Here is a 21,718-nt window from a genome sequence, read left to right on the forward strand (position 1 = left end):
ATAGCAAACAACACAATGAACAGAACAGCGTTATACATTACCACCATTCTCGCTACCGCGACCCTGACAGGCTGCTTCGATCGGCCCCGAACGACCGAAAGCCTGTGCGAAAAGCATCCCGAAATCTGCCAAGACACCAATCTCAGAGATAGTCAGTGTCGCCTGCCGCGCACGCATTTGATTTGGCAACGCTATGATGTACTGAATACGCCAAGCGATCTGGAAAAGTTCAAAGAGCTCAAACTCACCTACGACTATCAGGAATGCCTTGAGTATGCTGCACTCATCGAGCCTCGGGAAGAAAAAGAACGTAAAAGCCGGCGTACACAGGCCCTTATTAATGCCTACACAGCCATTGAACGCCTGTTGCAAGAACTGAGTGACTCAACCGAGCCTGAAATCCTGTATTTCCGCTGGGGTCAAGGTGATCATAAAGCGCTTGATCAGTTTCTCTCCAAAGAAGGGCTTCCAGAGATGGAGACCCCCGAGATCCAATTCGCCCTTGCCAGTATTTATAGTGCCAAGGACCAAGACAAGACCATCAGGCTGCTCAACCATGCTCTGGAGCTCTATTCCCCGGATCAACCGATTAAGCAGGAGATAATCCAAAGTCTGGCAACTCACGCCCACCAGCGGGGTCAGTCGCAACAAGCATTTTTGTGGGGTCGAGTCGGCATTGAACTGGGAATGGCAGTTAGCAGCACGGAAAAACTAAATGCCTTCTACCCGATGGACGACGCGCTACGCATGCACTTGGAGAAACAAGCTGTCGAGATCGCCAAGGCCATCAAGCAAGGCAGATACCGAGAGGATATGTCCATTCCTGCCCCGCTACCCGAGCCAGAACTAGCCTCCTAATCTCCTAAGGCAAGGATACGAAATAAAAAAACGGCGCTGTGTAGACAGCGCCGTTTTACATTCATTACGGATCAACCGAGTAAGGCCGGAATACAACGCATACCAGCTTGCGCTACTCGTCCGTATCCTTCTGACCAAAGATCAAAGAAACCGAATTGACACAATACCGCTCCCCTGTCGTCACTGGACCATCAGGAAAAACATGTCCAAGGTGACTGTCACACTGGGCACAGCGAATTTCAACCCGCTGCATACCATGACTACGATCATCTAGGTAGATAATGGCATCTTTTTGAATCGGGGCATCGAAGCTCGGCCAGCCACAACCAGAATCGTATTTACTTTCAGAATGAAACAGCGGGGCCTCGCAACATGTGCAGCTGTAGACACCTGTTTCACGGTTATGAAGAAGCTTGCCAGAAAACGGAGCTTCTGTGCCGCGCTCACGGCAAACCCGATATGCCTCATCGGAAAGTCGTTCGCGCCAGTAAGCATCTGTTTTTTCAAACATTACTATATCCTTATATATTGTTCGTATATTTCGTGCAGAAAATAGGTTGCGTTTGATGCCTCGTGTAGCACATACTTTCTGCTCGAAAGGATTTTACATCTTCAACGTCCATTTAAGCATATTTTGCCTAACTGAGTGTTGATATTAAAAGTTAATAACGGTAATGGTGGATATTCATACAAACCCTGCTCAAATTTGCAGCGTTGTATAGGGAATGTAAAAAAAATCCGAACTTTTTTTTGACCTTACGCAATTTAAGTTCGTTTTTCACTTGCAGGGTCACGCTAGATTCTGTAATTTTACTACCAGTTATCTTTCATTAGAAATTAAGTTGTGGAGCAACTGTAATGACTATCAAAGTAGGTATTAACGGTTTTGGCCGTATCGGTCGTTTTGTATTTCGTGCTGCTCAAGAGCGCGCTGACATCGAAGTAGTAGGTATCAACGACCTAATCGATGTTGATTACATGGCTTACATGCTGAAGTACGACTCAACTCACGGTCGTTTCAACGGCACTGTTGAAGTTAAAGACGGCAACCTAATCGTTAACGGTAAAACTGTTCGCGTAACAGCTGAGCGCAACCCAACTGACCTTAAGTGGGACGAAATTGGTGTTGACGTAGTTGCTGAAGCAACTGGTATCTTCCTAACTGACGAAACTGCTCGTCAGCACATCACTGCTGGTGCGAAGAAAGTTGTTCTAACTGGTCCTTCTAAAGACGCAACTCCAATGTTCGTTATGGGCGTGAACGATTCAACTTACGCAGGTCAGGATATCGTTTCTAACGCTTCTTGTACTACTAACTGCCTAGCGCCTATCGCTAAAGTTCTTAACGACAAGTTCGGTATCGTTTCTGGTCTTATGACTACAGTTCACGCTACTACAGCGACTCAGAAAACTGTTGACGGTCCTTCTGCTAAAGACTGGCGTGGTGGTCGTGGTGCTTCTCAGAACATCATCCCATCTTCAACTGGTGCTGCTAAAGCTGTAGGCGTTGTTCTTCCTGAGCTAAACGGCAAGCTAACTGGTATGGCTTTCCGCGTACCAACTGCGAACGTTTCTGTTGTTGACCTAACAGTTAACCTAGAGAAAGGCGCATCTTACGAAGCTATCTGTGCAGCAATGAAAGAAGCTTCTGAAGGCGAGCTGAAAGGCGTTCTAGGCTACACTGAAGATCAAGTTGTATCTCAGGACTTCATCGGTGAAGTACAGACTTCTGTATTCGATGCTAAAGCTGGTATCGCTCTAACTGACAACTTCGTTAAAGTTGTATCTTGGTACGACAACGAAATCGGTTACTCAAACAAAGTTCTAGACCTAATCGCTCACATCTCTAAGTAATGTAAGCTTTTAGCTAGGATTAAAAAGGCGGCGCTACGGTGTCGCCTTTTTTGTATCTGCTATTTGCGTAACAGGACGGGCTACAGAGCTACAAAACCCGCCTATACCATAGCAAATTAAGTCAAACCAAACGTGAGGATGTAAGCAATACGATTCAAGGCATCTCACCAATTTGTTTGAAAAACAAACAGACCAAGGCATTAACGACAGACTTGGATAAAATTACCAGAAATAATTACGTGACCGTCATCACAAAACAAGTCACAAATTTAACAAATAAATTTTAATAGTCGCAGATAATTTTTAAATAAAAATAAGTATTCCTATGCCTGAACGCTCCCCGCTATAACATTGCAAGCAAGTCTTCAGCCATAGTCGTATTGTTTATCAAGGAGCGCATGATGGATCGTCATAACCTTACTCCCCTCACCGTACTTTCTGATGCTGTAACTGTTTGCGAATACCAAGGGCTAAAAATAGTCCGCGTGATCCACGATACTGCCGAGGCTGGAATTTCCCTCCACGGCGGCCACCTGATCTGGTTCAAACCTGCAGGAGAAAATGATGTTATCTGGCTCAGCGAAAAAGCTGAATTTGATCCGGCAAAAGCTATCCGTGGCGGTATTCCGGTTTGCTGGCCGTGGTTTGGCAAGGCAGGTAACCCGTCACACGGTTTCGCCCGCACCTCAAAATGGTCGCTGAAAGAACACCGTGAAAACGAACACGGCGTTATCGTTGCCCTAGAGCTGACAGACTCCGAAGCAACACGTGCGGTTTGGCCTCATGCCTTCCATAACCTGCTGACATTTGAAATAGGTGCAGAGCTAAACGTTACGCTTACTTCAACCAATACAGACAGCTCCGCTTGGGATTACTCCGGCGCATTGCACACTTACTTTGATATCGCCGATATCCGCCACGCCCAGATCACCGGCATGGGTCCTAGCTACCTAGATAGCACCCAAGGTGGGTTGGAATGCCAAGGCGAAGAAGTGCTGACATTTACCGCAGAAACCGACCGGGTCTACACTCAGCCAGATGAGAATGTGGTTATCACCGATGTAAACGGCCAGCGTAAAATTAACGTCAGCAACAATGGTCACAACGCCGCTGTGATCTGGAACCCTTGGCAAGAGCTGTCAATCAGCATGGGTGACATGGCGGACAACAGCTTTGAAACAATGGTATGTGTTGAATCGACCATTCGTAGCGACCGACCGATTACCCTTCAGCCTGGTGAGTCACATTCACTTAGCACCAGGGTTGCAACCCAAAACTAAGCTGCATACTTGTAATACTGTTCGGGGCAGCACTTGCCCCGAACAGTATTACGCAAGCATCTGACCATTGGCTTCAATCAAGACCCAGCCATTACCGTCCGGATCGGCAAATGTCGCAAAGCGCCCGCCAATAATACTAACGATCTCAGATAACGGCACACCTCGGTTTACCAGCTCGGTATGGGTCGCATGGATATCTTCCGTCTGCACCACCAACCCCTGCACTGAACCCGCCTCCATACCACCGAATGGCGTTACCAAGCTAATCGTCGTTTCGGCGCCTTTCGGGGCCAATTGGATCCAACGCTTATGGTTATCGGCATGATGGTCTCGTATCAGTTCAAATCCAAGAGCATCTCGATAAAACGCCAATGCCAGTCCCTGATCTGAAACCGGTATCGACACCGTATCTACACGCGAAATCCCCATAAATCACCCTCCCCTTAATGAGCATTTGAAAAGCTTATGCCATAGCTTTTGATTTAGCTCACAAAATAAGCGCATGTCGCATAAACTCGACACTTTGATGCAGCCTATTCAAACAGTCATCATTAGGATTCCTTTCATTTACAGCTCTTGTAAAAAGCAGGAAAAGGCCTAAAAAGCATCATTCTCCGGATAACCAGCAACAATTTGCAATTTCAATGCATGAAATCCTTTTCATTTGGCTTATATAGCCAGTATTGGAATAAATTCCATTGAATTCGACTGACTATTTTTTCAGCTGCATTGATCACATTTTTATTACAACTTGGTTAAAAAAATTTAAAGAGTAGTACTTGCAGAACAAAGAGGATCAGAGGATAGTGGATGAATGTACCAAAGGTACTAAGCTCATCAGGTAAAGGGGTACAAGGAAATTTAGTTTAGAAACCAACAACTCAGTCACGCAATTTAATCAGTTAGGTCTAGTCTTAGAACTAAGGGATGTGAAAGTAATTTGTTTTCGTCCTTTCTAATTGATTGAAGAACGATTCAGGGGGCATACCATGAGTATTTTTGACCACTATCGTCAGCGCTACGAAGAAGCCAAGGATGAAGAGCTTTCATTGCAAGAATTCCTTGAGATTTGTCGTAACGACCGCAGTGCCTACGTCAACGCAGCAGAACGTCTGCTTATGGCAATTGGCGAACCAGAAATGATCGACACTGCACAGGATCCGCGTTTGAGCCGTTTGTTCTCAAACCGCGTCATCTCCCGTTATAAAACCTTTGAAGATTTTTATGGTATGGAAGAAGCTATCGAGCAGATCGTTTCATACCTAAAACACGCCGCTCAAGGCCTTGAAGAGCGCAAACAGATCCTTTATTTGCTCGGTCCGGTAGGTGGCGGTAAGTCATCGCTCGCCGAAAAGCTCAAGAGCCTAATGCAAAAAGTCCCCGTGTACGTTCTAACGGCAAACGGCGAGACAAGTCCAGTCAACGATCATCCTTTCTGCCTATTCGATAAAGTAGAAGATGGCGATATTCTAAAAAAAGAGTACGGCATTCCCGAGCGCTATCTCAATACCATCATGTCGCCATGGGCAGCCAAACGTCTCCATGAATTTGGCGGTGACATCACCAAATTCAAAGTCGTTAAGGTTCGACCTTCTATCCTCGACCAAATCGGTATTGCCAAAACAGAGCCGGGGGATGAAAACAACCAGGATATTTCATCACTGGTCGGTAAAGTCGATATTCGCCAGCTTGAGCACTTCTCACAAGATGACCCAGATGCCTACAGCTATTCAGGCGCACTTTGTAAGGCCAACCAAGGTCTGATGGAGTTCGTTGAGATGTTCAAGGCACCGCTCAAAGTGCTCCACCCGTTGCTGACGGCCACACAGGAAGGTAACTACAACGGTACCGAAGGGCTCTCTGCGCTGCCGTTTGACGGGATCATCCTCGCCCACTCCAACGAATCGGAGTGGCAGACATTCCGTAACAACAAGAACAACGAGGCCTTTTTAGACCGAGTGTTCATCGTGAAAGTCCCTTACTGCCTGCGCGTTTCGGAAGAAATCAAAATCTACGAAAAACTGCTTCAAAACAGTGAGCTATCTGCCGCACCATGTTCACCAAGCACATTGGAAATTCTTGCGCGCTTCTCTGTTCTTTCCCGCTTGAAAGAACCAGAAAACTCCAGCATGTATTCCAAAATGCGAGTGTACGACGGCGAAACGCTCAAAGACACCGATCCAAAAGCCAAGTCATACCAAGAGTACCGTGACTACGCCGGTGTGGATGAAGGGATGGCGGGCCTGTCTACCCGATTTGCGTTCAAGATCCTCTCTCGCGTGTTCAACTTCGACCACTCAGAGGTTGCTGCCAACCCAGTACACCTGTTCTACGTACTTGAGCAGCAAATCGAACGCGAGCAGTTCCCGCAAGAGCTGGCCGAAAAATACCTTGAGCACCTCAAAGGTTACCTGACGCCGAAGTATGTCGAATTCATCGGCAAGGAAATTCAGACCGCCTACCTAGAGTCCTACTCCGAGTATGGCCAGAATATCTTTGACCGTTACGTCAGCTATGCTGACTTCTGGATTCAAGACCAAGAGTACCGTGATCCGGAAACAGGCCAGCTATTTGACCGTGCCGCCCTGAACAACGAGCTGGAAAAAATCGAGAAACCAGCAGGGATCAGCAACCCGAAAGATTTCCGAAACGAAATCGTCAACTTCGTATTGCGAGCCCGCGCCAACAACGCAGGCAAAAACCCGAATTGGACCAGCTACGAGAAACTGCGCACCGTGATTGAGAAGAAAATGTTCTCAAACACTGAAGAGTTGCTGCCTGTTATCTCCTTCAACGCCAAAACATCCACCGACGAGCAGAAGAAACACGATGACTTCGTTGCCCGTATGATGGAAAAAGGCTACACACGCAAGCAGGTTCGCCTGCTGTCCGAATGGTACTTACGTGTCCGTAAGTCATCGTAACCAGTGTGGATAAGGACGAATGAGAGGGGGAGCTTATGGCGCATTTCATTGACCGCCGGCTCAACGGTAAAAATAAAAGCACGGTAAACCGTCAGCGTTTTCTGCGCCGTCATAAGCAGCAGATCAAAGAATCTATTGCCGATGCGGTAAACAAACGCTCAATTACCGATGTGGAAAGCGGTGAGGATATTTCAATTCCTTCTCGCGATATCCGTGAGCCAAGCTTTCATCAAGGACGGGGCGGACAACGTGAAGTTGTCCACCCAGGCAATGACCAGTTTACCCCCGGAGACCGAATTGAACGCCCCCAAGGAGGGGGCGGCCAAGGCGGAGCTGGGGAAGGACAAGCCAGCCCTGATGGTGAAGGCCAAGACGAGTTTGTATTCCAAATATCAAAGGACGAATACCTTGATCTCCTGTTCGAGGATTTGGAACTACCTAACTTGGAGAAAACCCAACTTAACAAGATTGTCGAATGGAAGACATTCCGCTCAGGTTACAAGTCATCTGGGGTTCCGGCCAATATTGCTATCGTAAAATCGTTGCAAAACTCATTGGCACGCCGTACCGCCATGACTGCCGCCAAGCGACGTCATTTGCGAGAGTTAGAGCGCGAGCTCGATCTCCTGATGAATACGGAACCGGCTCAACCCTTCGAAGAAGAGCGGGTGAAAGGCGAGATCCGGGTGCTTCGCGACAAAATCAGCAGCGTGCCGTTCATCGACACTTTTGATTTACGTTACAAAAACTACGAACGTCGGCCACAACCCACCAGCCAAGCAGTCATGTTCTGTCTGATGGATGTATCAGGTTCGATGGACCAAGCCACCAAGGATATGGCGAAACGCTTCTATATTCTGCTGTACTTGTTCCTAAACCGTACCTACAAGAATGTCGATGTTGTTTTCGTTCGTCACCATACCCAGGCTAAAGAAGTCGACGAACACGAATTTTTCTATTCACAGGAAACGGGCGGCACCATTGTATCCAGTGCACTGCGCTTAATGGATGAGATTATCAAGAAACGCTACTCACCGGCCGAATGGAATATTTACGCAGCCCAAGCCTCTGATGGCGATAACTGGGCTGACGACTCGCCGGGATGCCGTGAGTTGCTGGACACACAGATTCTGCCTGTTACCCGCTATTACTCATACATTGAAATCACTCGCCGGGCACATCAAACGCTTTGGCGAGAATATGAGGCACTGCAGGCGAGCCACAGTAATTTCGCGATGCAGAACATAAGGAGTGTGGAAGACATCTTCCCTGTATTCCGTGAGCTATTCAAAAAGCAAGTGAGTTAATTCGCTTTAGGGGGAGTGTGTTATGGAGACAACCGCAAAGTCTAAGACACTCAGTGATGGTCCAGATTGGACATTTGATTTATTGGATAAATACCATAAGGAAATCAAACGAGTAGCTGAACACTACCGGTTGGACTCCTACCCCAATCAAATTGAGATCATCACTGCCGAACAAATGATGGATGCTTATTCCAGTATCGGTATGCCCATCAACTACCATCACTGGTCGTTCGGTAAACGCTTTATCGAAACCGAGCGGGGCTACAAACATGGTCAAATGGGATTGGCCTACGAAATCGTAATCAATTCCGATCCATGTATTGCCTATCTGATGGAAGAGAACACCATTACCATGCAGGCATTGGTCATGGCCCACGCCTGCTATGGGCACAACTCGTTCTTCAAGGGAAACTACCTGTTCAAGGCGTGGACCGACGCCAGCTCGATCATCGACTACCTACTTTTCGCCCGCAAATACATCACTGAATGCGAGGAAAAATACGGGGTCGACGATGTCGAACGCCTGCTCGATTCATGTCATGCACTAATGAACTATGGCGTAGACCGTTATAAGCGACCACAGAAAATTTCCATGGTCGAAGAAAAGGCTCGGCAAAAAGCACGGGAAGACTACCTGCAAACGCAAGTTAACTCCCTGTGGCGAACCCTGCCCATTCAAGCGGAAAAAGAAACTGTAGAGGAAGAGCTCCGCTTCCCGTCCGAACCACAGGAAAACATCCTGTATTTTGTCGAGAAGCACGCACCGCTACTAGAGCCTTGGCAGCGAGAAGTGGTACGGATTGTCCGCAAGGTCAGCCAGTATTTCTACCCGCAAAAACAAACTCAGGTCATGAACGAAGGCTGGGCGACATTCTGGCACTACACCATTCTCAACCATCTGTACGATGAAGGATTGGTTACCGATCGCTTTATTATTGAATTCCTGCACAGCCATACCAATGTGGTGGCCCAGCCGGATTACAACAGTCCGTACTACAACGGGATCAACCCGTACGCGCTGGGGTTTGCAATGTTTCAGGATATCCGCCGGATCTGTGAAAACCCAACCGAGGAGGACAAATACTGGTTCCCTGATATCGCAGGCTCAAATTGGCTTGATACTGTCCACTTCGCTATGGAGAACTTCAAAGACGAAAGCTTTATCAGCCAATTCCTATCACCTAAGGTGATCCGTGACTTCAAGCTGTTCGCCGTCAACGACGACGACCGTCACAACTATGTTGAAGTCAGTGCTATACACAACGAAGAAGGCTATCGCCAGATCCGCGAGAAACTCTCTTCACAGTACAATCTCAGCAACCACGAACCGAATATACAGGTATGGAACGTTGCACTGAAGGGTGACCGGTCACTAACCCTACGCTATGTACCGCACAACAGGATCCCTCTTGGAAATAGCTACCACGAGGTCCTCAAGCACATGCATCGGCTATGGGGGTTTGATGTCACGCTCGAAGAAGAAATGGCCGACGGACGCAGTCAGATCCTCGCGGCCTGCCCGACCCGAGCCCAGTACAACACCGAGATCTAAAAATCTCGGCTATCCACGAGTAATATGGATAAACAAAAAGGAGATGCCGAGGGCATCTCCTTTTTTAATTTGGTCTATCGACTACTGAACTATTGCTGAGAGTACAATTCTCTCATCAGCAAAACTGTAGGCTGCAACCTGTTACTGCTCTTCTTCGTGCAGGTAACGGGCAATCTCAACGCGGTTGGCATACCAAATCTGACCACTCTCTCGGCCATATTGGCGAATTCGGTCAGAAACCAATTCCGGCTGCTGGTTGTCACAGTACGATTTAATGTCACGGTAGAAATTCAGTGCCAATTCGCACGCTTCTTTTGACATGAAGTAGTAGCCGCCCACTCGGGTATAAATTTTACGCAGGCCATTGATCGTCAACACATATAGCGTATTGCCCGATTTTGCCGCCATACCTTGGAACATGCGGTAGTCGTAGTAGTTGAATGCACGGGCAAGACAGATCTTTTCACAAAGCTCCGGATCTTCTTTCCCATATTTATCAACGATCTTCTTCACTTCCTGCATCAGTTCAGTCTTGTCGTCACTGTTTTCAATATAGTCAGCGAAGCTGTTGACCTTCAGCAGGGCTTCACACTCTTCAATAACATGAGCGATCAGCTTAGATGCCTCTTCATGGCGACCTTTAATGGCATAGCGCATGTACACGCAACTGATATCAGTACGGGCTGACAGCAGATCTTCCAATACGCGCTGAACGTCCTGACCGTCAAGGGTGATCAGGGTATCCAGGATATTCAAGCCTGAGGTTTCCATGTAGTTATTGACCCGGGTAGGCTTACCATGTTGAATGGTCAACCAGCCATCTCGCGCCAGACGCTGCAATACTTCACGGAGCGTAGTTCGAGTAACACCAATCAACTCGGACAGCTCGCGTTCTGCGGGAAGGATTGAGCCCTGCGGGAAATGATTATTCCAGATACTCTCAATGATGTATTTCTCAGCAAATGTTGCTGGGCTATCAGCCTTTATAACCATCTAACTTATTTTCCAATTGCTTCTTGCTCTGCTTGTTATCAACTCATCATACCACCAGAGCTGAAAGATTGCCTACCTTCTTGCGAAAAGAAGCATCTAACAGATATCTTTTTTATGAAACACCTATTATATACAGCCATGTAACAATTTCGTTTTATTCCCAACAAGAATCAACATTTACCCGCTCTTGCCAAACCTTTGACCTAGCGCAACGCATTATGAAATTTGTAAGCATATATTTCATAAAATCGAGAAAATACCGTATTAACACCTCGTTTCTTGATCAAGTTTCACAAAGTTAAATAAGTTCAACTATAACCGCTTGACTGATCAAGATCACACGGTAGAGTTAGCTCGATCTATCACTGGGAGCTGTATGGATGCTGCTGCCTGCTTTAAGTTAAACACCATTATGGACATGGTTTTTAGCTTAGAGGGTCTCTAAAAGAACACATAACCAAGCTGAACACTCTCTTGGTCGATGCTCTCGGACTAAAAAGGCAAAGTAGCTCGCAGCCATCCCTTTTGCACTTTTTATTTTTTTAAGAGACTCAAAAATGGCAATTTCGCTAAGGAACGCCTTTATCAAGAACTTTCTGGGCAAGGCCCCTGATTGGTATAAGGTAGCAATCATTGCATTCCTCATTATTAACCCTATCGTATTTTTCCTTGTCGACCCTTTTGTAGCAGGATGGCTACTGGTCGTTGAATTCATTTTCACCTTGGCAATGGCGCTGAAATGTTACCCGCTTCAGCCAGGCGGCCTACTCGCAATAGAAGCTGTTGCGATAGGCATGACCAGCCCGGAAATGGTTAAACACGAAATCGTTGCCAATATCGAAGTACTTTTGCTGTTGATCTTCATGGTTGCCGGCATCTACTTCATGAAGCAACTGCTACTCTATATCTTCACCAAGATACTGATCGGCATTCGCTCAAAAATCCTATTGTCGCTAGCGTTTTGTGTCATGGCGGCCTTCCTGTCTGCATTCCTTGATGCCCTGACAGTTATCGCCGTTGTAATCAGCGTTACTGTTGGCTTCTACAGCATTTACCACAAAGTGGCATCTGGTCAGGAACCACACGCAGCCCACGACCATACTTCTGACAATCACATCCTCGAAGTCAGCCGTGATGATCTGGAAAACTACCGTGCCTTCCTACGCAGCCTACTCATGCATGCTGGTATCGGTACCGCCCTTGGCGGCGTAACCACTATGGTCGGCGAACCTCAAAACCTGATCATTGCCGATCAGGCTGGCTGGATGTTCGGTGAATTCATCCTGCGAATGGCGCCTGTCACCCTACCCGTTTTCGTCTGTGGCCTAACCACCTGTATACTGGTTGAGAAATTCAAAATCTGCGGATACGGTACAGAGCTACCAGAAAACGTTCGTCAGATCCTCGTTGAATTCGACAACGAAGAACGCAAACAACGCACTAACCTTGATTACGCAAAACTGATCATCCAAGTCATCATTGCAGTATGGCTGATTGTCGGCTTGGCAATGCACCTCGCTGCTGTAGGCTTGATTGGCCTGACCGTTATCATCCTTGCGACCTCGTTCACCGGTATTACCGAAGAGCACGCTTTGGGCAAAGCCTTTGAGGAAGCCCTACCGTTCACCGCGTTGCTGGCCGTATTTTTCTCTATCGTAGCCGTGATCATTGACCAGAAGCTGTTCGCCCCGATCATTCAGTGGGTACTCAGCATGGAAGGCAACAGCCAAATGACCATGTTCTATGTAGCCAACGGCCTGCTATCGATGGTATCGGACAACGTATTCGTCGGTACCGTTTACATCAACGAGGTTAAATCTGCCCTACTTAACGGCGCGATCAGCCGAGAGCAGTTCGACATGCTAGCCGTTGCCATCAACACAGGTACCAACCTGCCGTCAGTGGCAACGCCTAACGGACAGGCAGCGTTCTTGTTCGCGCTGACCTCTGCGCTGGCACCGTTGATTCGCCTGTCATACGGTCGTATGGTCTACATGGCTCTGCCATACACCATCGTGCTGTCTCTGGTTGGCTTGGCCTGCATTGAATTTACCCTAGTCCCTATGACCCACTGGTTCTACGACATGGGATGGCTGGCCCAAACCGCAGCTGAAGCAGCTAGTCATGCTGCGCCCGTAATTGGACATTAATGGAATCTTTTTCACATTTCATGGTCTGTTAACTATCAAAGCCCTGTTTATTCAGGGCTTTGTAATATATTAGTATGACCAAACAGCACATTGGCTGTTGACCATCACAATGCCCTGGCAAACAGCCCGTGAAAAAAGAGTAATTAGGAACCGACAATGCAATTTTTATACAACTTTTCCAAAAGCCGCCTCTCTTGGGGTCTGCTGCTCGCTTTCATTGTCTTCTTCGAAGCATGTGCAATGTTCTTCCAGCATGGGATGAAGCTGGAGCCTTGCGTAATGTGTGTCTATGAGCGCGTTGCCATGACCGGTATCGGTATTGCCGCTATCATCGGCCTTATTGCCCCTCAAAACGCCCTGTTTCGCTGGTTAGGGCTCGCAGGCTGGGGATTTGGCGCCTATCAGGGCCTTATTCTGTCAACCGAGCATGTTGCCTACCAATTCCCTACCAACCCGTGGTCAGCAACCTGTGCCCTGAATGTTAATTTCCCTGCATGGGCGCCGCTTAACGAGTGGGCACCTTGGTTCTTCGAAGCCACTGGCGACTGCGGCAAAATCGTATGGCAGTTCTTGGGGCTATCCATGCCGCAATGGCTTGAAATCATCTTTGCCGCCAACTTGGTCGCTCTGGCTATTATTGTTATCGCCCAATTCTTCGGCGCGAGAAAAAAATAACTCGCCAAATCACGAACAGCCGTTGCTAACTCGGCCTGTTCAGCGCAATAAAAAAGCAAGAGATAACCTCTTGCTTTTTTTTATCCTTGCTGCGCTCAATCTCGCCTTTGGCCGCCTCTCAACGACTAAACGAGCAATGCATCAACAATCGGTAAATCAGCCGGGCAGAGCGAGTATGCCGCTATCTGATCGGCCTCCACCCAACGGGCATCCTGATGACTATGCAGTACCAAGTCTCCCGACAGCCAATGGGAAAGATATCCTTTTAAATGGATAACCTTATCGCCATAGTCAAAAACACTGTCAGCCAAGAAACGTCCCGTATGCGTGGCGATAGCCAGCTCCTCGGTCAACTCGCGTTCCAATGCCTGCTCAGGGGTCTCTCCGGCTTCGACTTTGCCGCCGGGAAACTCCCACAATCCGGCCTGACTACCGTGTTCAGGCCGTTGGGCCAACAGATACTTACCGTCTTTTTCAATCACCCCGGCCACGACCAGGATGACTTTCTGACAACGACTTTCCATTACTGGCCGCAGCAATGCTTGAATTTCTTGCCACTGCCGCACAGGCAGTCATCATTGCGTCCGGTCTCTTTAAACGGGTTCACCGCCTGTGACTTGGCACCGACTTGCAGCTCATCTGCCGCCATCACCACTTCGGTTAGCATCAGTGGCAATTGGCAATAAAGATCGGTAGGTTGAGGCATCCCTGTTACGCCCGCATCTTCCATTTGTGCCAGCGTTGCCTCTTCATCCAGCATCAACATCAGCGTTGTAATAAGCGCAGACAGCATACGCATCGTACCGTCGGACAATGGCTGATCGGCCCAGCCAGGCTCGATACAAGGCCACACCGTCAAGAAACCTTCGGCAAATTCGCGGTGTGCATCGCAAAGCCCTGTCTCCGGATCCCACTGCAGTTCAGCGGGCAATACAAACTCGCCAGCTTTGATATAGCGGTATTGCAGTTCAAAATGGTTCAGGATTGCCATTTTGTCATCATGACCCAGTTCGATAGCTTCATCCTCCTCAACACCGCCTGTGATCAACAGGGGAAGCCAGGCTTCTGGCTCAAGCGGTTTCGGATTGGCATTTGCTGCAAGCAGCGCGCCTTCGATGAAAGTAGCAGGCATCCCTTGCCAATCTTGTGGCAAAGACAGCAGATGTGTCATGGTCGATATCTCGTTGCGTCTTAAATATTAATGCTGATTATACCTGACTTCCCCGATTTGGCCGACCCGTGAAACAATTATTACTGACTGTACATAATTTGAGCTAAGACAGAAAAATGAGGGCGTTAGCGACAAAGATATTGAAAACACCTACGAACAGTGGCAAAAAGTACCCCATTCAAGCCAATCAGGATGAATAGAATGACGGGACAACATGCCATTATTGCCGGGGCCAGCGGGTTGGTCGGCGAAGAATTGATCCACTTACTGCTGCGCAATGATGACATCAATAACGTCTACGCCCTGTCTCGCCGGGAATTGCCCTACCAAAGCAAAAAGCTGAAGCAAATTCTTGACCCATCCCTGCGAATCAATCACTGGGAAGAGCACGATCCCACGCCGACGCTCGGCTTTATTTGCTTGGGCAGCACTAAAAAACAAGCGGGTTCTCAACAGGCACTCGAGGCCGTCGACATTACCTTGGTTAGGGACGTCGCCAAATCAATGAAAATGCTCGGTGTAAAGCATATCGTCGTCATTTCCAGTCTTGGGGCCTGCCGCCACTCCCCTGCCCATTACCTACGCTGTAAAGGGAAAATGGAAAAAGCCGTCACAAATATCGGCTTCGAAACCTGTATTTTCGTCCGTCCCGGCCCGTTGAAAGGCGAACGCCATATTCCCCGCAAGGATGAACTGGCGATCCAACGCCTATCTGCATCCCTACACCCGCTGATGATTGGCCCGCTCGCCAACTTCACCCCGATTCCAGCTGAACAGGTCGCCAAGCGGATGATCGAGCTGGCTATCTCGGCAACTCGCCGCAAACTGCCTGAGGTTGTGATCGTGTCCGGCCGAAAGTTATTAGACAAGTAAACACTTAACAACTAGAATCGCGCTCCCAACAGTGATCAGAACAGACCTCTTTGCGGCTCTTATCACGAGCCCGGATCATCTTGTTTCAGGCCCGTTGTGTCATGCATTCCCAATGGGAGTTGTTGCCCAACACAGCGGTCAGCAAGAGGTTACTGTTCGCCAGCCGAGAGAGTTCGATGCGAGTAATTTTAGGCCCGATGGAAGGTGTAGTCGATCACCTGATGCGGGAGATGCTGACCGAAATAAATGACTATGACTTGTGCGTGACAGAATTTGTCCGGGTTGTCGATCAGCTTCTAAACAAGAGTGTCTTCTATCGCCTGTGCCCCGAACTGTATCAAGGCGGAAAAACGGCATCGGGCACCCCCGTTCGAATCCAATTACTGGGGCAAGACCCGCACTGGCTGGCCGAAAATGCCGTCAGGGCCGTCGAACTGGGCTCACCCGGTGTTGACCTCAACTTTGGCTGCCCGGCCAAAATGGTTAACAAGAGCCGTGGCGGAGCCGTTTTGCTGCAAGACCCCGAGATGATGTACCAAATCGTCAAAAACGTGCGAGATGGCGTCGACTGCCGTCGCCCGGTTTCAGCCAAGGTTCGTCTCGGCTGGGATGATCCTAATCGATGCTTCGAAATTGCCGATGCCGTCGCCCAAGCCGGTGCCGATGAGATCGTCATCCACGCCCGCACCAAAGAAGACGGTTACCGTGCCGACACCATCAAGTGGGACTACATCGCCAAGGTCAAGCAAGCCATCAAGATCCCGGTAGTGGCCAACGGCGAGATCTGGAATTACGAGGACGGACAACGTTGTATTGCCGCCACCCATACCGACTCGCTCATGGTATGCCGCGGCGCAATCAACCTGCCAAACCTGGGCAATGTCGTTAAATACGATGAAAAAGCAATGGAATGGCCCGCCGTGCTTGATTTGCTGTTAAAATACTCCACCTACGAGATCAAAGGCGACAAAGGGCTTTACTACCCCAACCGCATCAAACAGTGGTTCAGCTACCTGCGCCAGCAATACCCGCAGGCCAAAGCACTCTTTGCCGAAATCCGCAGCCACAACAAGGCTGCGCCAATCATCGAGATATTGGAAAACGCACGCCGTTAATTCCACGCCTTGATTTTCGACTCCATCTGACCGGGCATGACCCGGTCGGATTGTTTTTATTTAAAAAAAAGAGATGTTGATAAACAAGTTAACACTCATGAACAAAGAATACCGTATTACTATGAACAACCGACTTTCCTGGGCAGATTCATGCCGTATACTCGCCACCCTCGGCGTTATTATTATCCATGCTTGTGTTGGCAACTTTTCCAAATTTGGCACAATACCCACCTATGAGTGGCTCTCTGTCAACCTTCTAGATTCTCTTGTTCGTGTCTCAGTCCCATTATTTTTCATGCTTTCCGGCGCTTTTATTTTAAAAACTGACGGCAGTTATATCAGTCTGAAAAGTGTATTCAAAAGAACAGCAAGAATAGCGATTCCATTATTTGTTTGGAGTATTGGATACCTTGCGTATATTTCACATTATACCGGCCAAGGCATTGATGTATTAAGTGTATTTAAAAAACCTTCAATGTATCATCTATGGTTTGTTTATTCCTTAATTGGCGTATACCTATTACTTCCACTCTTACAGAGTATTTTCAATGCTCTAGTCTCGAGGAAAGACTACCAAATTTATTTTTTGGTTCTGTGGTTTACCATTAACTGTTTGCCAACGTTTATTTATATGCCAGAAATAAACCTCATGCACCTCACTGGTTTTTTGGGGCATGCTGGCTATTTCCTTATTGGTGGCCTGCTCTTTTCATACCTTTCATCCCATAAAGAACTCGGCAAACCACAAACAATGCTCACCTTCATTGTTTTTGTGGGCGCGCTAGCAAGTACATTTTTAATTACATGGTTTATTTCCGACAAAGCCAACAGGCCACTAGAAACGGCTTACAGTAACTTCTGCCCAACCATTTTCATTGCCTCTGTTTCGCTATTTGTTCTCTTTAGCCAACTAAAGACCAAAGAAAAAACGGCGAAGGTTCTTAACTGGATCTCTGATCGCACATTCATCATCTATTTTGTTCATGTGCTTGTGCTAGAGAAAGTCACTCATTTTGTTACCGGTCACATCCATTTACCGGCTATGATTTCTATTATCTCCATTTCTCTAATTACATTTACCATCTGCCTGGTAATTGCCGCGATTCTACGTCTGTTACCAAAATCAAAAATGATTTTAGGGTAAATATCGCCAATAAAAAATGCCGCCATGTTGTTGCCACAAGAGTGGCCACAACATGGCGGCATTCAATGTCAATACACGGTTTAGACTAGAAACCCTATGTCATTGACACTTCGACAATATTAAATTATCTGTTATCGATTTGGATGATTCAGAATGTGGTCTTCCCAATCAATCACATCGATTTCGTAGACGACTTTGTCTTTAACCGACTCATCAGCTGCATGCATCGCGTCTTTAGAACCGGTGATCAGCGGATGCCACTCTGGCAGGCCTTTGCCTTCAGCCAATAAGCGGTATGCACAAGTATCTGGCAGCCATACAAACTCATCGATACGTTCGCGGGTTAGCTTGAGGCACTCTTCGCCTGATTCAAAACGGTTCAGGTAATCACTGCACGAACAAGTCTTGCTGTCGAGCAAACTACAGGCAACATTGGTGTAGTAGATTTCATCGGTATCGTCATCGATCAGCTTGTGCAGGCAGCATTTACCGCAACCGTCGCACAGGGCTTCCCATTCCTGATCTGTCATATCCTTCAAATCTTTTTCTTGCCAGTAGTGTGTCATTACATCGCCTTCTGTCTTCATCCTGCCTGCCAACTTGGCCAAGCGCTATGGTGAGGCGGTGTTATAGCCGCCAGCCCAGCAAAGTGCAAGCACTTATGGCCAAATGCCGCCAAACCGGCGTTGTAATAAAATTCATTCTTATTTGGCAGACAAACAACGACAAATTTTTGATCCGAACGCCCAAGGGTGATAACGTTCGCTCCCTTCAAATTACAGTGTAGGTGAGTTATGGAATGCCGTTTAGGGTGCGGTGCCTGTTGTATAGCCCCGAGTATCTCCTCCCCCATTCCTGGGATGCCCAATGGCAAACCGGCTGGCGTGCGTTGCATTCAGCTTAACGACGATAATCTGTGCAAGCTATTTGGCAAGCCGGAACGGCCTAAAGTCTGCGGACACTTCAAACCCTGCCCATCGGTATGCGGCACATCAAACCAAGAAGCGCTTGATACCATCACCGAACTGGAAAATATTACCTGATACCCATCGTACTCTTCGAATGGTACCAGAAACAAAAAGGCCTGATGATTTGCTCATCAGGCCTGAAGACTCTCTCGCTGTTGGCGAGATTTAGGCAACGTCGACTTTACCAGTCAGAATACGTAACGCTGCTTTTGCATGCTCAACGGTTTGATGGCCGGAAAAGGTCAAATAGCCGCCATCTTCTTGAGTTACCAGCCCCTTGGCATAAAGACGCTTGGCTGCTGCTACCGTTTCAGGCGCGGCATCGCTGCGAACTTTAATCCCCTCTCGTTCACTGTGCATAGGGAACTTTACCAGCAGGTTCATCTCGTGCATTAGGTCTGCATTATAAGGCATAGCATTCTCTCATTTGTTTCTTAACCTGCATTAATAGTAGCGTCTTGGCGCACGAATAATAGGTGGTCAGATCATATCTCATTGATTTTTTGAGAGAGGAAGATCAAAAAAACAAAAAGCCGCCCTTCTAGGGACGGCTTTTGTCTTGCGGCTACACCATTATTGGTATTGATGAGAACGGCTTACGCCTGAATCCCCACAATCAACCACGGTGCATTTGGCTTGGTTAAATCGCGCTCAAGGTGCCACACATCCGTGATCTCTTCCTCAACGCCTTCAGCACGGTCTTTGTAGCGGCCGGAGAACTGGATACTCAACTGAGCCATGCTCGCATTGTAATCGGCACGTACCAGTTCGGCGTCAACATACATGACTTCAGTATGCTGCTCGCCATCTAGCTTGGCGCGCTCTGCCGCGAGATCATCGAACAATGCCGGGCTTACGTATTCACGGATTTTACCCAGTTCATTGTGGTTCCAAGCTCCCTGAATCGTACGATAATGTTCACGCGAACCATTCAGGAATGCGTTCATATTGAAGCCTGGAGGCAAGTTGAACGGCACTTCGCTGTCTGTCGACACATAGCTTTCCTGACCGGCATTCGCCTGCTGACGGAATTGCTGGGCTTGTTGCTGCTGCTGGGGAGAGTTCCCCGCATACGCTTCGCGGTGTCCCATCGGTGTCGATTTTGAACCACGCAGTGCTTTGAAAATCTTGAATACCACAAACACCAGCAAACCGATGATCAGAATATCCATAAACTGAATGCCATCGAATGCCCCGCCGAAGAAGGCTGCCAACAAGCCACCGGCCAACAAGCCGCCAAGTAGACCGCCCATAAGCCCTTTCTTGCTAGACTTAGCAGGCTGATTCGCGGTAGGTTGTTGTTGTTTTAGGGTATCAGTTTGTTGCGGTTGCTGCTTTTTCACCGGTGCCGTTTTAAAACTTTTACCGAATGATTTGCCGCCACCGAATTTTTTAGCCTCAACGTGCGGTGCCGCGAAGGACACTGTCAGTATCAGGGCAAAAATGGTGAAGATGCGTTTCATATCAATGCATACCTTTGCCTTATAGTCGTAGCTGCATCGTAAACATCCTTGACTGAATGTCAACTAAACCACAAAAGCAAATTGTTACTAATATTTATATGGCAGCCGCTCGCCATAACCGGTAATCACCATTAGGCTGACCCAACCGGCTGTCACCTCAGGAGAAATAAGTAATGCACCAAGATACACATAGCAAACTCATCGGTTACCTCTTATGGATCTTCGGCTTCCTCGGCGCCCATCGCTTCTATTACGGCAAACCGGTTACCGGCACGATTTGGTTCTTCACCTTTGGCTTACTGGGCATAGGTTGGTTAATTGACCTATTTCTGATCCCTTCGATGGACAGAGAAGCCGACCTGCGCTTCCAAGCTGGCCCTTACGACTATACCGTTGCATGGTTACTGCTGACGTTTCTAGGGATCTTCGGCCTCCACCGCTTCTATATGGGCAAGTGGCTAACAGGTTTGCTATACCTATGTACAGCAGGCTTCTTCCTGATCGGTGTCCTAGTCGATTTCTGGACACTCAACGAGCAGGTCTCCATCAAAAATAGCGAGAGCCTACGACGCTAACCCGTCGACCACGACGCTCAATACACGCTGATATGATAGCCCTCACAGGCTGCCAAGAAATCAGCCGAAACCTTGTGGGATATAAGCCCAGCCCTTGACCTAGAACAAGCGTTCGAACTAAAATATCGAACAATGTTCTATATTGACGATGTCTCTGCGCTAACCGGACTGAGGCTGGGCAAGATAATAAATTGAACGATTAAGAGTTGATAATTCAATGGCAAGACGAAATGACCATACTCGGGAAGAGTTGGTAAGCATGACCCTTGAACAAGTAAAGCTGTTCCTTTCCGAGCACCCTCACCACGAACTCAGCCTGCGTAAAGTTGCCGCGATGATCGGCTACGTACCGAGCACGCTGGTCAATATTTTCGGCAACTACAACCTGCTTCTGCTTCATGCTGTCGCCCAGACACTCGATGAGCTGTTCGCCGAGGCCGAAGCCGAAATGGCCACCGCTACCTCGCCGGAAGAAGCACTGCGAAAGCTCGCCTACTGCTATCTCGATTTTGCCAGCCGCAACCCTTACCGATGGCAGCTTATTTTCCAGCACACAATGAACGGTGAAGAATTGCCAGATTGGCAGTCAGACCGTATCAACAATATGACGGGAATGCTGGAAACCCTGATCAGCCAGATCAACCCCGACATCAATGACGCCGATGTTCTGGCGGCAAGCCGGGTCTTGTGGGCGGGTGTTCACGGTATTACCCTGCTGACTGTCGACGACAAGTTGTTTACCGAAGTACCGGTGGACGGCAAGGCGCTCATCGACAACTTGCTGACAACTTACCTTAATGTCTGGAAAGGGTAAGC

General features: G+C 48.1%; 22 protein-coding genes. 14 read left to right on the forward strand and 8 right to left on the reverse strand.

The features are described 5' to 3' along the window. Positions 1-15 precede the first annotated feature (15 nt). Entirely contained in the window at positions 16-858 is an 843-nt protein-coding gene (locus ABT56_RS16830) for a DUF2989 domain-containing protein (RefSeq protein ID WP_047880068.1), read from the forward strand. Between the two features lie 112 nt (positions 859-970). Here the strand turns inward: ABT56_RS16830 and msrB are convergent, their stop codons facing one another. Next, positions 971-1,369 carry a peptide-methionine (R)-S-oxide reductase MsrB gene (gene msrB / locus ABT56_RS16835; protein ID WP_047880069.1) on the reverse strand — a complete coding sequence of 133 codons (399 nt, stop codon included), beginning with the start codon at positions 1,367-1,369 and terminating at the stop codon, positions 971-973. 347 nt (positions 1,370-1,716) lie between these two features. Between msrB and gapA the strand changes: the two genes are divergently transcribed. Further along, the gene (gapA, locus tag ABT56_RS16840; protein WP_047880070.1) at positions 1,717-2,712 is read left to right on the forward strand and encodes a glyceraldehyde-3-phosphate dehydrogenase; all 996 of its coding nucleotides are present in this window, start codon (positions 1,717-1,719) and stop codon (positions 2,710-2,712) included. A 401-nt stretch (positions 2,713-3,113) separates the two neighbouring features. After that, positions 3,114-3,992, forward strand: coding sequence for a D-hexose-6-phosphate mutarotase (locus ABT56_RS16845; RefSeq protein WP_047880071.1), 879 nt, complete (start codon positions 3,114-3,116; stop codon positions 3,990-3,992). 48 nt (positions 3,993-4,040) lie between these two features. Here the strand turns inward: ABT56_RS16845 and ABT56_RS16850 are convergent, their stop codons facing one another. Further along, entirely contained in the window at positions 4,041-4,421 is a 381-nt protein-coding gene (locus tag ABT56_RS16850) for a VOC family protein (protein WP_047880072.1), read from the reverse strand. A 560-nt stretch (positions 4,422-4,981) separates the two neighbouring features. Here ABT56_RS16850 and ABT56_RS16855 point away from each other — a divergent pair. Genes ABT56_RS16855 through ABT56_RS16865 form a run of 3 tightly spaced genes read left to right on the forward strand, consistent with a single transcriptional unit; the run spans position 4,982 to position 9,775 of the window. Continuing rightward, on the forward strand, positions 4,982-6,916 hold the full coding sequence (locus ABT56_RS16855; protein WP_047880073.1) for a PrkA family serine protein kinase: 1,935 nt from the start codon (positions 4,982-4,984) through the stop codon (positions 6,914-6,916). A gap of 35 nt (positions 6,917-6,951) precedes the next feature. Next, the gene (locus ABT56_RS16860) at positions 6,952-8,223 is read left to right on the forward strand and encodes a YeaH/YhbH family protein (RefSeq protein ID WP_047880074.1); all 1,272 of its coding nucleotides are present in this window, start codon (positions 6,952-6,954) and stop codon (positions 8,221-8,223) included. Between the two features lie 22 nt (positions 8,224-8,245). Further along, positions 8,246-9,775 carry a SpoVR family protein gene (locus ABT56_RS16865; RefSeq protein WP_047880075.1) on the forward strand — a complete coding sequence of 510 codons (1,530 nt, stop codon included), beginning with the start codon at positions 8,246-8,248 and terminating at the stop codon, positions 9,773-9,775. 141 nt (positions 9,776-9,916) lie between these two features. Here ABT56_RS16865 and fadR read toward each other — a convergent pair whose 3' ends face one another. Continuing rightward, positions 9,917-10,768 (reverse strand): fatty acid metabolism transcriptional regulator FadR, encoded by an 852-nt coding sequence (gene fadR / locus ABT56_RS16870; RefSeq protein ID WP_047880076.1) that lies wholly within the window; start codon positions 10,766-10,768, stop codon positions 9,917-9,919. Between the two features lie 557 nt (positions 10,769-11,325). Here fadR and nhaB point away from each other — a divergent pair. Both nhaB and dsbB read left to right on the forward strand, forming a co-directional pair. Next, positions 11,326-12,918 carry a Na(+)/H(+) antiporter NhaB gene (gene nhaB / locus ABT56_RS16875; protein ID WP_047880077.1) on the forward strand — a complete coding sequence of 531 codons (1,593 nt, stop codon included), beginning with the start codon at positions 11,326-11,328 and terminating at the stop codon, positions 12,916-12,918. A 156-nt stretch (positions 12,919-13,074) separates the two neighbouring features. Further along, positions 13,075-13,593 (forward strand): disulfide bond formation protein DsbB, encoded by a 519-nt coding sequence (gene dsbB, locus ABT56_RS16880; RefSeq protein ID WP_047880078.1) that lies wholly within the window; start codon positions 13,075-13,077, stop codon positions 13,591-13,593. Positions 13,594-13,718: 125 nt separating this feature from the next. Here the strand turns inward: dsbB and ABT56_RS16885 are convergent, their stop codons facing one another. Both ABT56_RS16885 and ABT56_RS16890 read right to left on the reverse strand, forming a co-directional pair. Further along, positions 13,719-14,117, reverse strand: coding sequence for a (deoxy)nucleoside triphosphate pyrophosphohydrolase (locus ABT56_RS16885; RefSeq protein ID WP_047880079.1), 399 nt, complete (start codon positions 14,115-14,117; stop codon positions 13,719-13,721). Continuing rightward, entirely contained in the window at positions 14,117-14,764 is a 648-nt protein-coding gene (locus ABT56_RS16890) for an SEC-C metal-binding domain-containing protein (RefSeq protein ID WP_047880080.1), read from the reverse strand. The genes ABT56_RS16885 and ABT56_RS16890 overlap by 1 nt, the downstream gene beginning before the upstream one ends. 201 nt (positions 14,765-14,965) lie before the next feature. On the opposite strand from ABT56_RS16890, the gene ABT56_RS16895 reads away from it, so the two are divergent. From ABT56_RS16895 to ABT56_RS16905, 3 genes are all read left to right on the forward strand, one after another. Further along, complete coding sequence (locus tag ABT56_RS16895) at positions 14,966-15,637, forward strand: NAD(P)H-binding protein (RefSeq protein WP_047880081.1); 672 nt, start codon at positions 14,966-14,968, stop codon at positions 15,635-15,637. 176 nt (positions 15,638-15,813) lie between these two features. Next, the gene (gene dusC, locus ABT56_RS16900; RefSeq protein WP_047880082.1) at positions 15,814-16,752 is read left to right on the forward strand and encodes a tRNA dihydrouridine(16) synthase DusC; all 939 of its coding nucleotides are present in this window, start codon (positions 15,814-15,816) and stop codon (positions 16,750-16,752) included. 97 nt (positions 16,753-16,849) lie between these two features. Next, a complete protein-coding gene (locus ABT56_RS16905) occupies positions 16,850-17,896 on the forward strand; it encodes an acyltransferase (protein WP_169753943.1) in 1,047 nt (348 codons plus the stop codon). 131 nt (positions 17,897-18,027) lie between these two features. Here the strand turns inward: ABT56_RS16905 and ABT56_RS16910 are convergent, their stop codons facing one another. Beyond that, on the reverse strand, positions 18,028-18,462 hold the full coding sequence (locus tag ABT56_RS16910; RefSeq protein WP_084722365.1) for a YcgN family cysteine cluster protein: 435 nt from the start codon (positions 18,460-18,462) through the stop codon (positions 18,028-18,030). A gap of 228 nt (positions 18,463-18,690) precedes the next feature. On the opposite strand from ABT56_RS16910, the gene ABT56_RS23680 reads away from it, so the two are divergent. Continuing rightward, the gene (locus ABT56_RS23680; protein ID WP_084722359.1) at positions 18,691-18,939 is read left to right on the forward strand and encodes a YkgJ family cysteine cluster protein; all 249 of its coding nucleotides are present in this window, start codon (positions 18,691-18,693) and stop codon (positions 18,937-18,939) included. A 90-nt stretch (positions 18,940-19,029) separates the two neighbouring features. Here ABT56_RS23680 and ABT56_RS16920 read toward each other — a convergent pair whose 3' ends face one another. Both ABT56_RS16920 and ABT56_RS16925 read right to left on the reverse strand, forming a co-directional pair. After that, complete coding sequence (locus ABT56_RS16920) at positions 19,030-19,278, reverse strand: TIGR02647 family protein (protein ID WP_047880086.1); 249 nt, start codon at positions 19,276-19,278, stop codon at positions 19,030-19,032. A gap of 182 nt (positions 19,279-19,460) precedes the next feature. Further along, positions 19,461-20,327 carry a Tim44 domain-containing protein gene (locus ABT56_RS16925; RefSeq protein ID WP_047880087.1) on the reverse strand — a complete coding sequence of 289 codons (867 nt, stop codon included), beginning with the start codon at positions 20,325-20,327 and terminating at the stop codon, positions 19,461-19,463. A 173-nt stretch (positions 20,328-20,500) separates the two neighbouring features. Between ABT56_RS16925 and ABT56_RS16930 the strand changes: the two genes are divergently transcribed. Continuing rightward, positions 20,501-20,902, forward strand: a complete 402-nt coding sequence (locus ABT56_RS16930) for an NINE protein (protein ID WP_047880088.1) — start codon at positions 20,501-20,503, stop codon at positions 20,900-20,902. Between the two features lie 217 nt (positions 20,903-21,119). Beyond that, positions 21,120-21,716, forward strand: coding sequence for a TetR/AcrR family transcriptional regulator (locus tag ABT56_RS16935; RefSeq protein WP_047880089.1), 597 nt, complete (start codon positions 21,120-21,122; stop codon positions 21,714-21,716). Positions 21,717-21,718: the final 2 nt, after the last annotated feature.

It is taken from the genome of Photobacterium aquae, from assembly GCF_001029445.1.
GTDB classification, from domain to species: domain Bacteria; phylum Pseudomonadota; class Gammaproteobacteria; order Enterobacterales; family Vibrionaceae; genus Photobacterium; species Photobacterium aquae.

Coding starts and splice junctions, on each gene's coding strand:
- ABT56_RS16920 (WP_047880086.1), bottom strand. CDS start 19,278: ATGCCTTATAATGCAGACCTAATGCACGAGATGAACCTGCTGGTAAAG.
- msrB (WP_047880069.1), bottom strand. CDS start 1,369: ATGTTTGAAAAAACAGATGCTTACTGGCGCGAACGACTTTCCGATGAG.
- ABT56_RS16855 (WP_047880073.1), top strand. CDS start 4,982: ATGAGTATTTTTGACCACTATCGTCAGCGCTACGAAGAAGCCAAGGAT.
- ABT56_RS16925 (WP_047880087.1), bottom strand. CDS start 20,327: ATGAAACGCATCTTCACCATTTTTGCCCTGATACTGACAGTGTCCTTC.
- ABT56_RS16890 (WP_047880080.1), bottom strand. CDS start 14,764: ATGACACATCTGCTGTCTTTGCCACAAGATTGGCAAGGGATGCCTGCT.
- ABT56_RS16845 (WP_047880071.1), top strand. CDS start 3,114: ATGGATCGTCATAACCTTACTCCCCTCACCGTACTTTCTGATGCTGTA.
- ABT56_RS16930 (WP_047880088.1), top strand. CDS start 20,501: ATGCACCAAGATACACATAGCAAACTCATCGGTTACCTCTTATGGATC.
- ABT56_RS16865 (WP_047880075.1), top strand. CDS start 8,246: ATGGAGACAACCGCAAAGTCTAAGACACTCAGTGATGGTCCAGATTGG.
- ABT56_RS16935 (WP_047880089.1), top strand. CDS start 21,120: ATGGCAAGACGAAATGACCATACTCGGGAAGAGTTGGTAAGCATGACC.
- gapA (WP_047880070.1), top strand. CDS start 1,717: ATGACTATCAAAGTAGGTATTAACGGTTTTGGCCGTATCGGTCGTTTT.
- ABT56_RS16905 (WP_169753943.1), top strand. CDS start 16,850: ATGAACAAAGAATACCGTATTACTATGAACAACCGACTTTCCTGGGCA.
- fadR (WP_047880076.1), bottom strand. CDS start 10,768: ATGGTTATAAAGGCTGATAGCCCAGCAACATTTGCTGAGAAATACATC.
- ABT56_RS16850 (WP_047880072.1), bottom strand. CDS start 4,421: ATGGGGATTTCGCGTGTAGATACGGTGTCGATACCGGTTTCAGATCAG.
- ABT56_RS16895 (WP_047880081.1), top strand. CDS start 14,966: ATGACGGGACAACATGCCATTATTGCCGGGGCCAGCGGGTTGGTCGGC.
- ABT56_RS16860 (WP_047880074.1), top strand. CDS start 6,952: ATGGCGCATTTCATTGACCGCCGGCTCAACGGTAAAAATAAAAGCACG.
- ABT56_RS16830 (WP_047880068.1), top strand. CDS start 16: ATGAACAGAACAGCGTTATACATTACCACCATTCTCGCTACCGCGACC.
- ABT56_RS16910 (WP_084722365.1), bottom strand. CDS start 18,462: ATGACACACTACTGGCAAGAAAAAGATTTGAAGGATATGACAGATCAG.
- nhaB (WP_047880077.1), top strand. CDS start 11,326: ATGGCAATTTCGCTAAGGAACGCCTTTATCAAGAACTTTCTGGGCAAG.
- ABT56_RS23680 (WP_084722359.1), top strand. CDS start 18,691: ATGGAATGCCGTTTAGGGTGCGGTGCCTGTTGTATAGCCCCGAGTATC.
- dusC (WP_047880082.1), top strand. CDS start 15,814: ATGCGAGTAATTTTAGGCCCGATGGAAGGTGTAGTCGATCACCTGATG.
- ABT56_RS16885 (WP_047880079.1), bottom strand. CDS start 14,117: ATGGAAAGTCGTTGTCAGAAAGTCATCCTGGTCGTGGCCGGGGTGATT.
- dsbB (WP_047880078.1), top strand. CDS start 13,075: ATGCAATTTTTATACAACTTTTCCAAAAGCCGCCTCTCTTGGGGTCTG.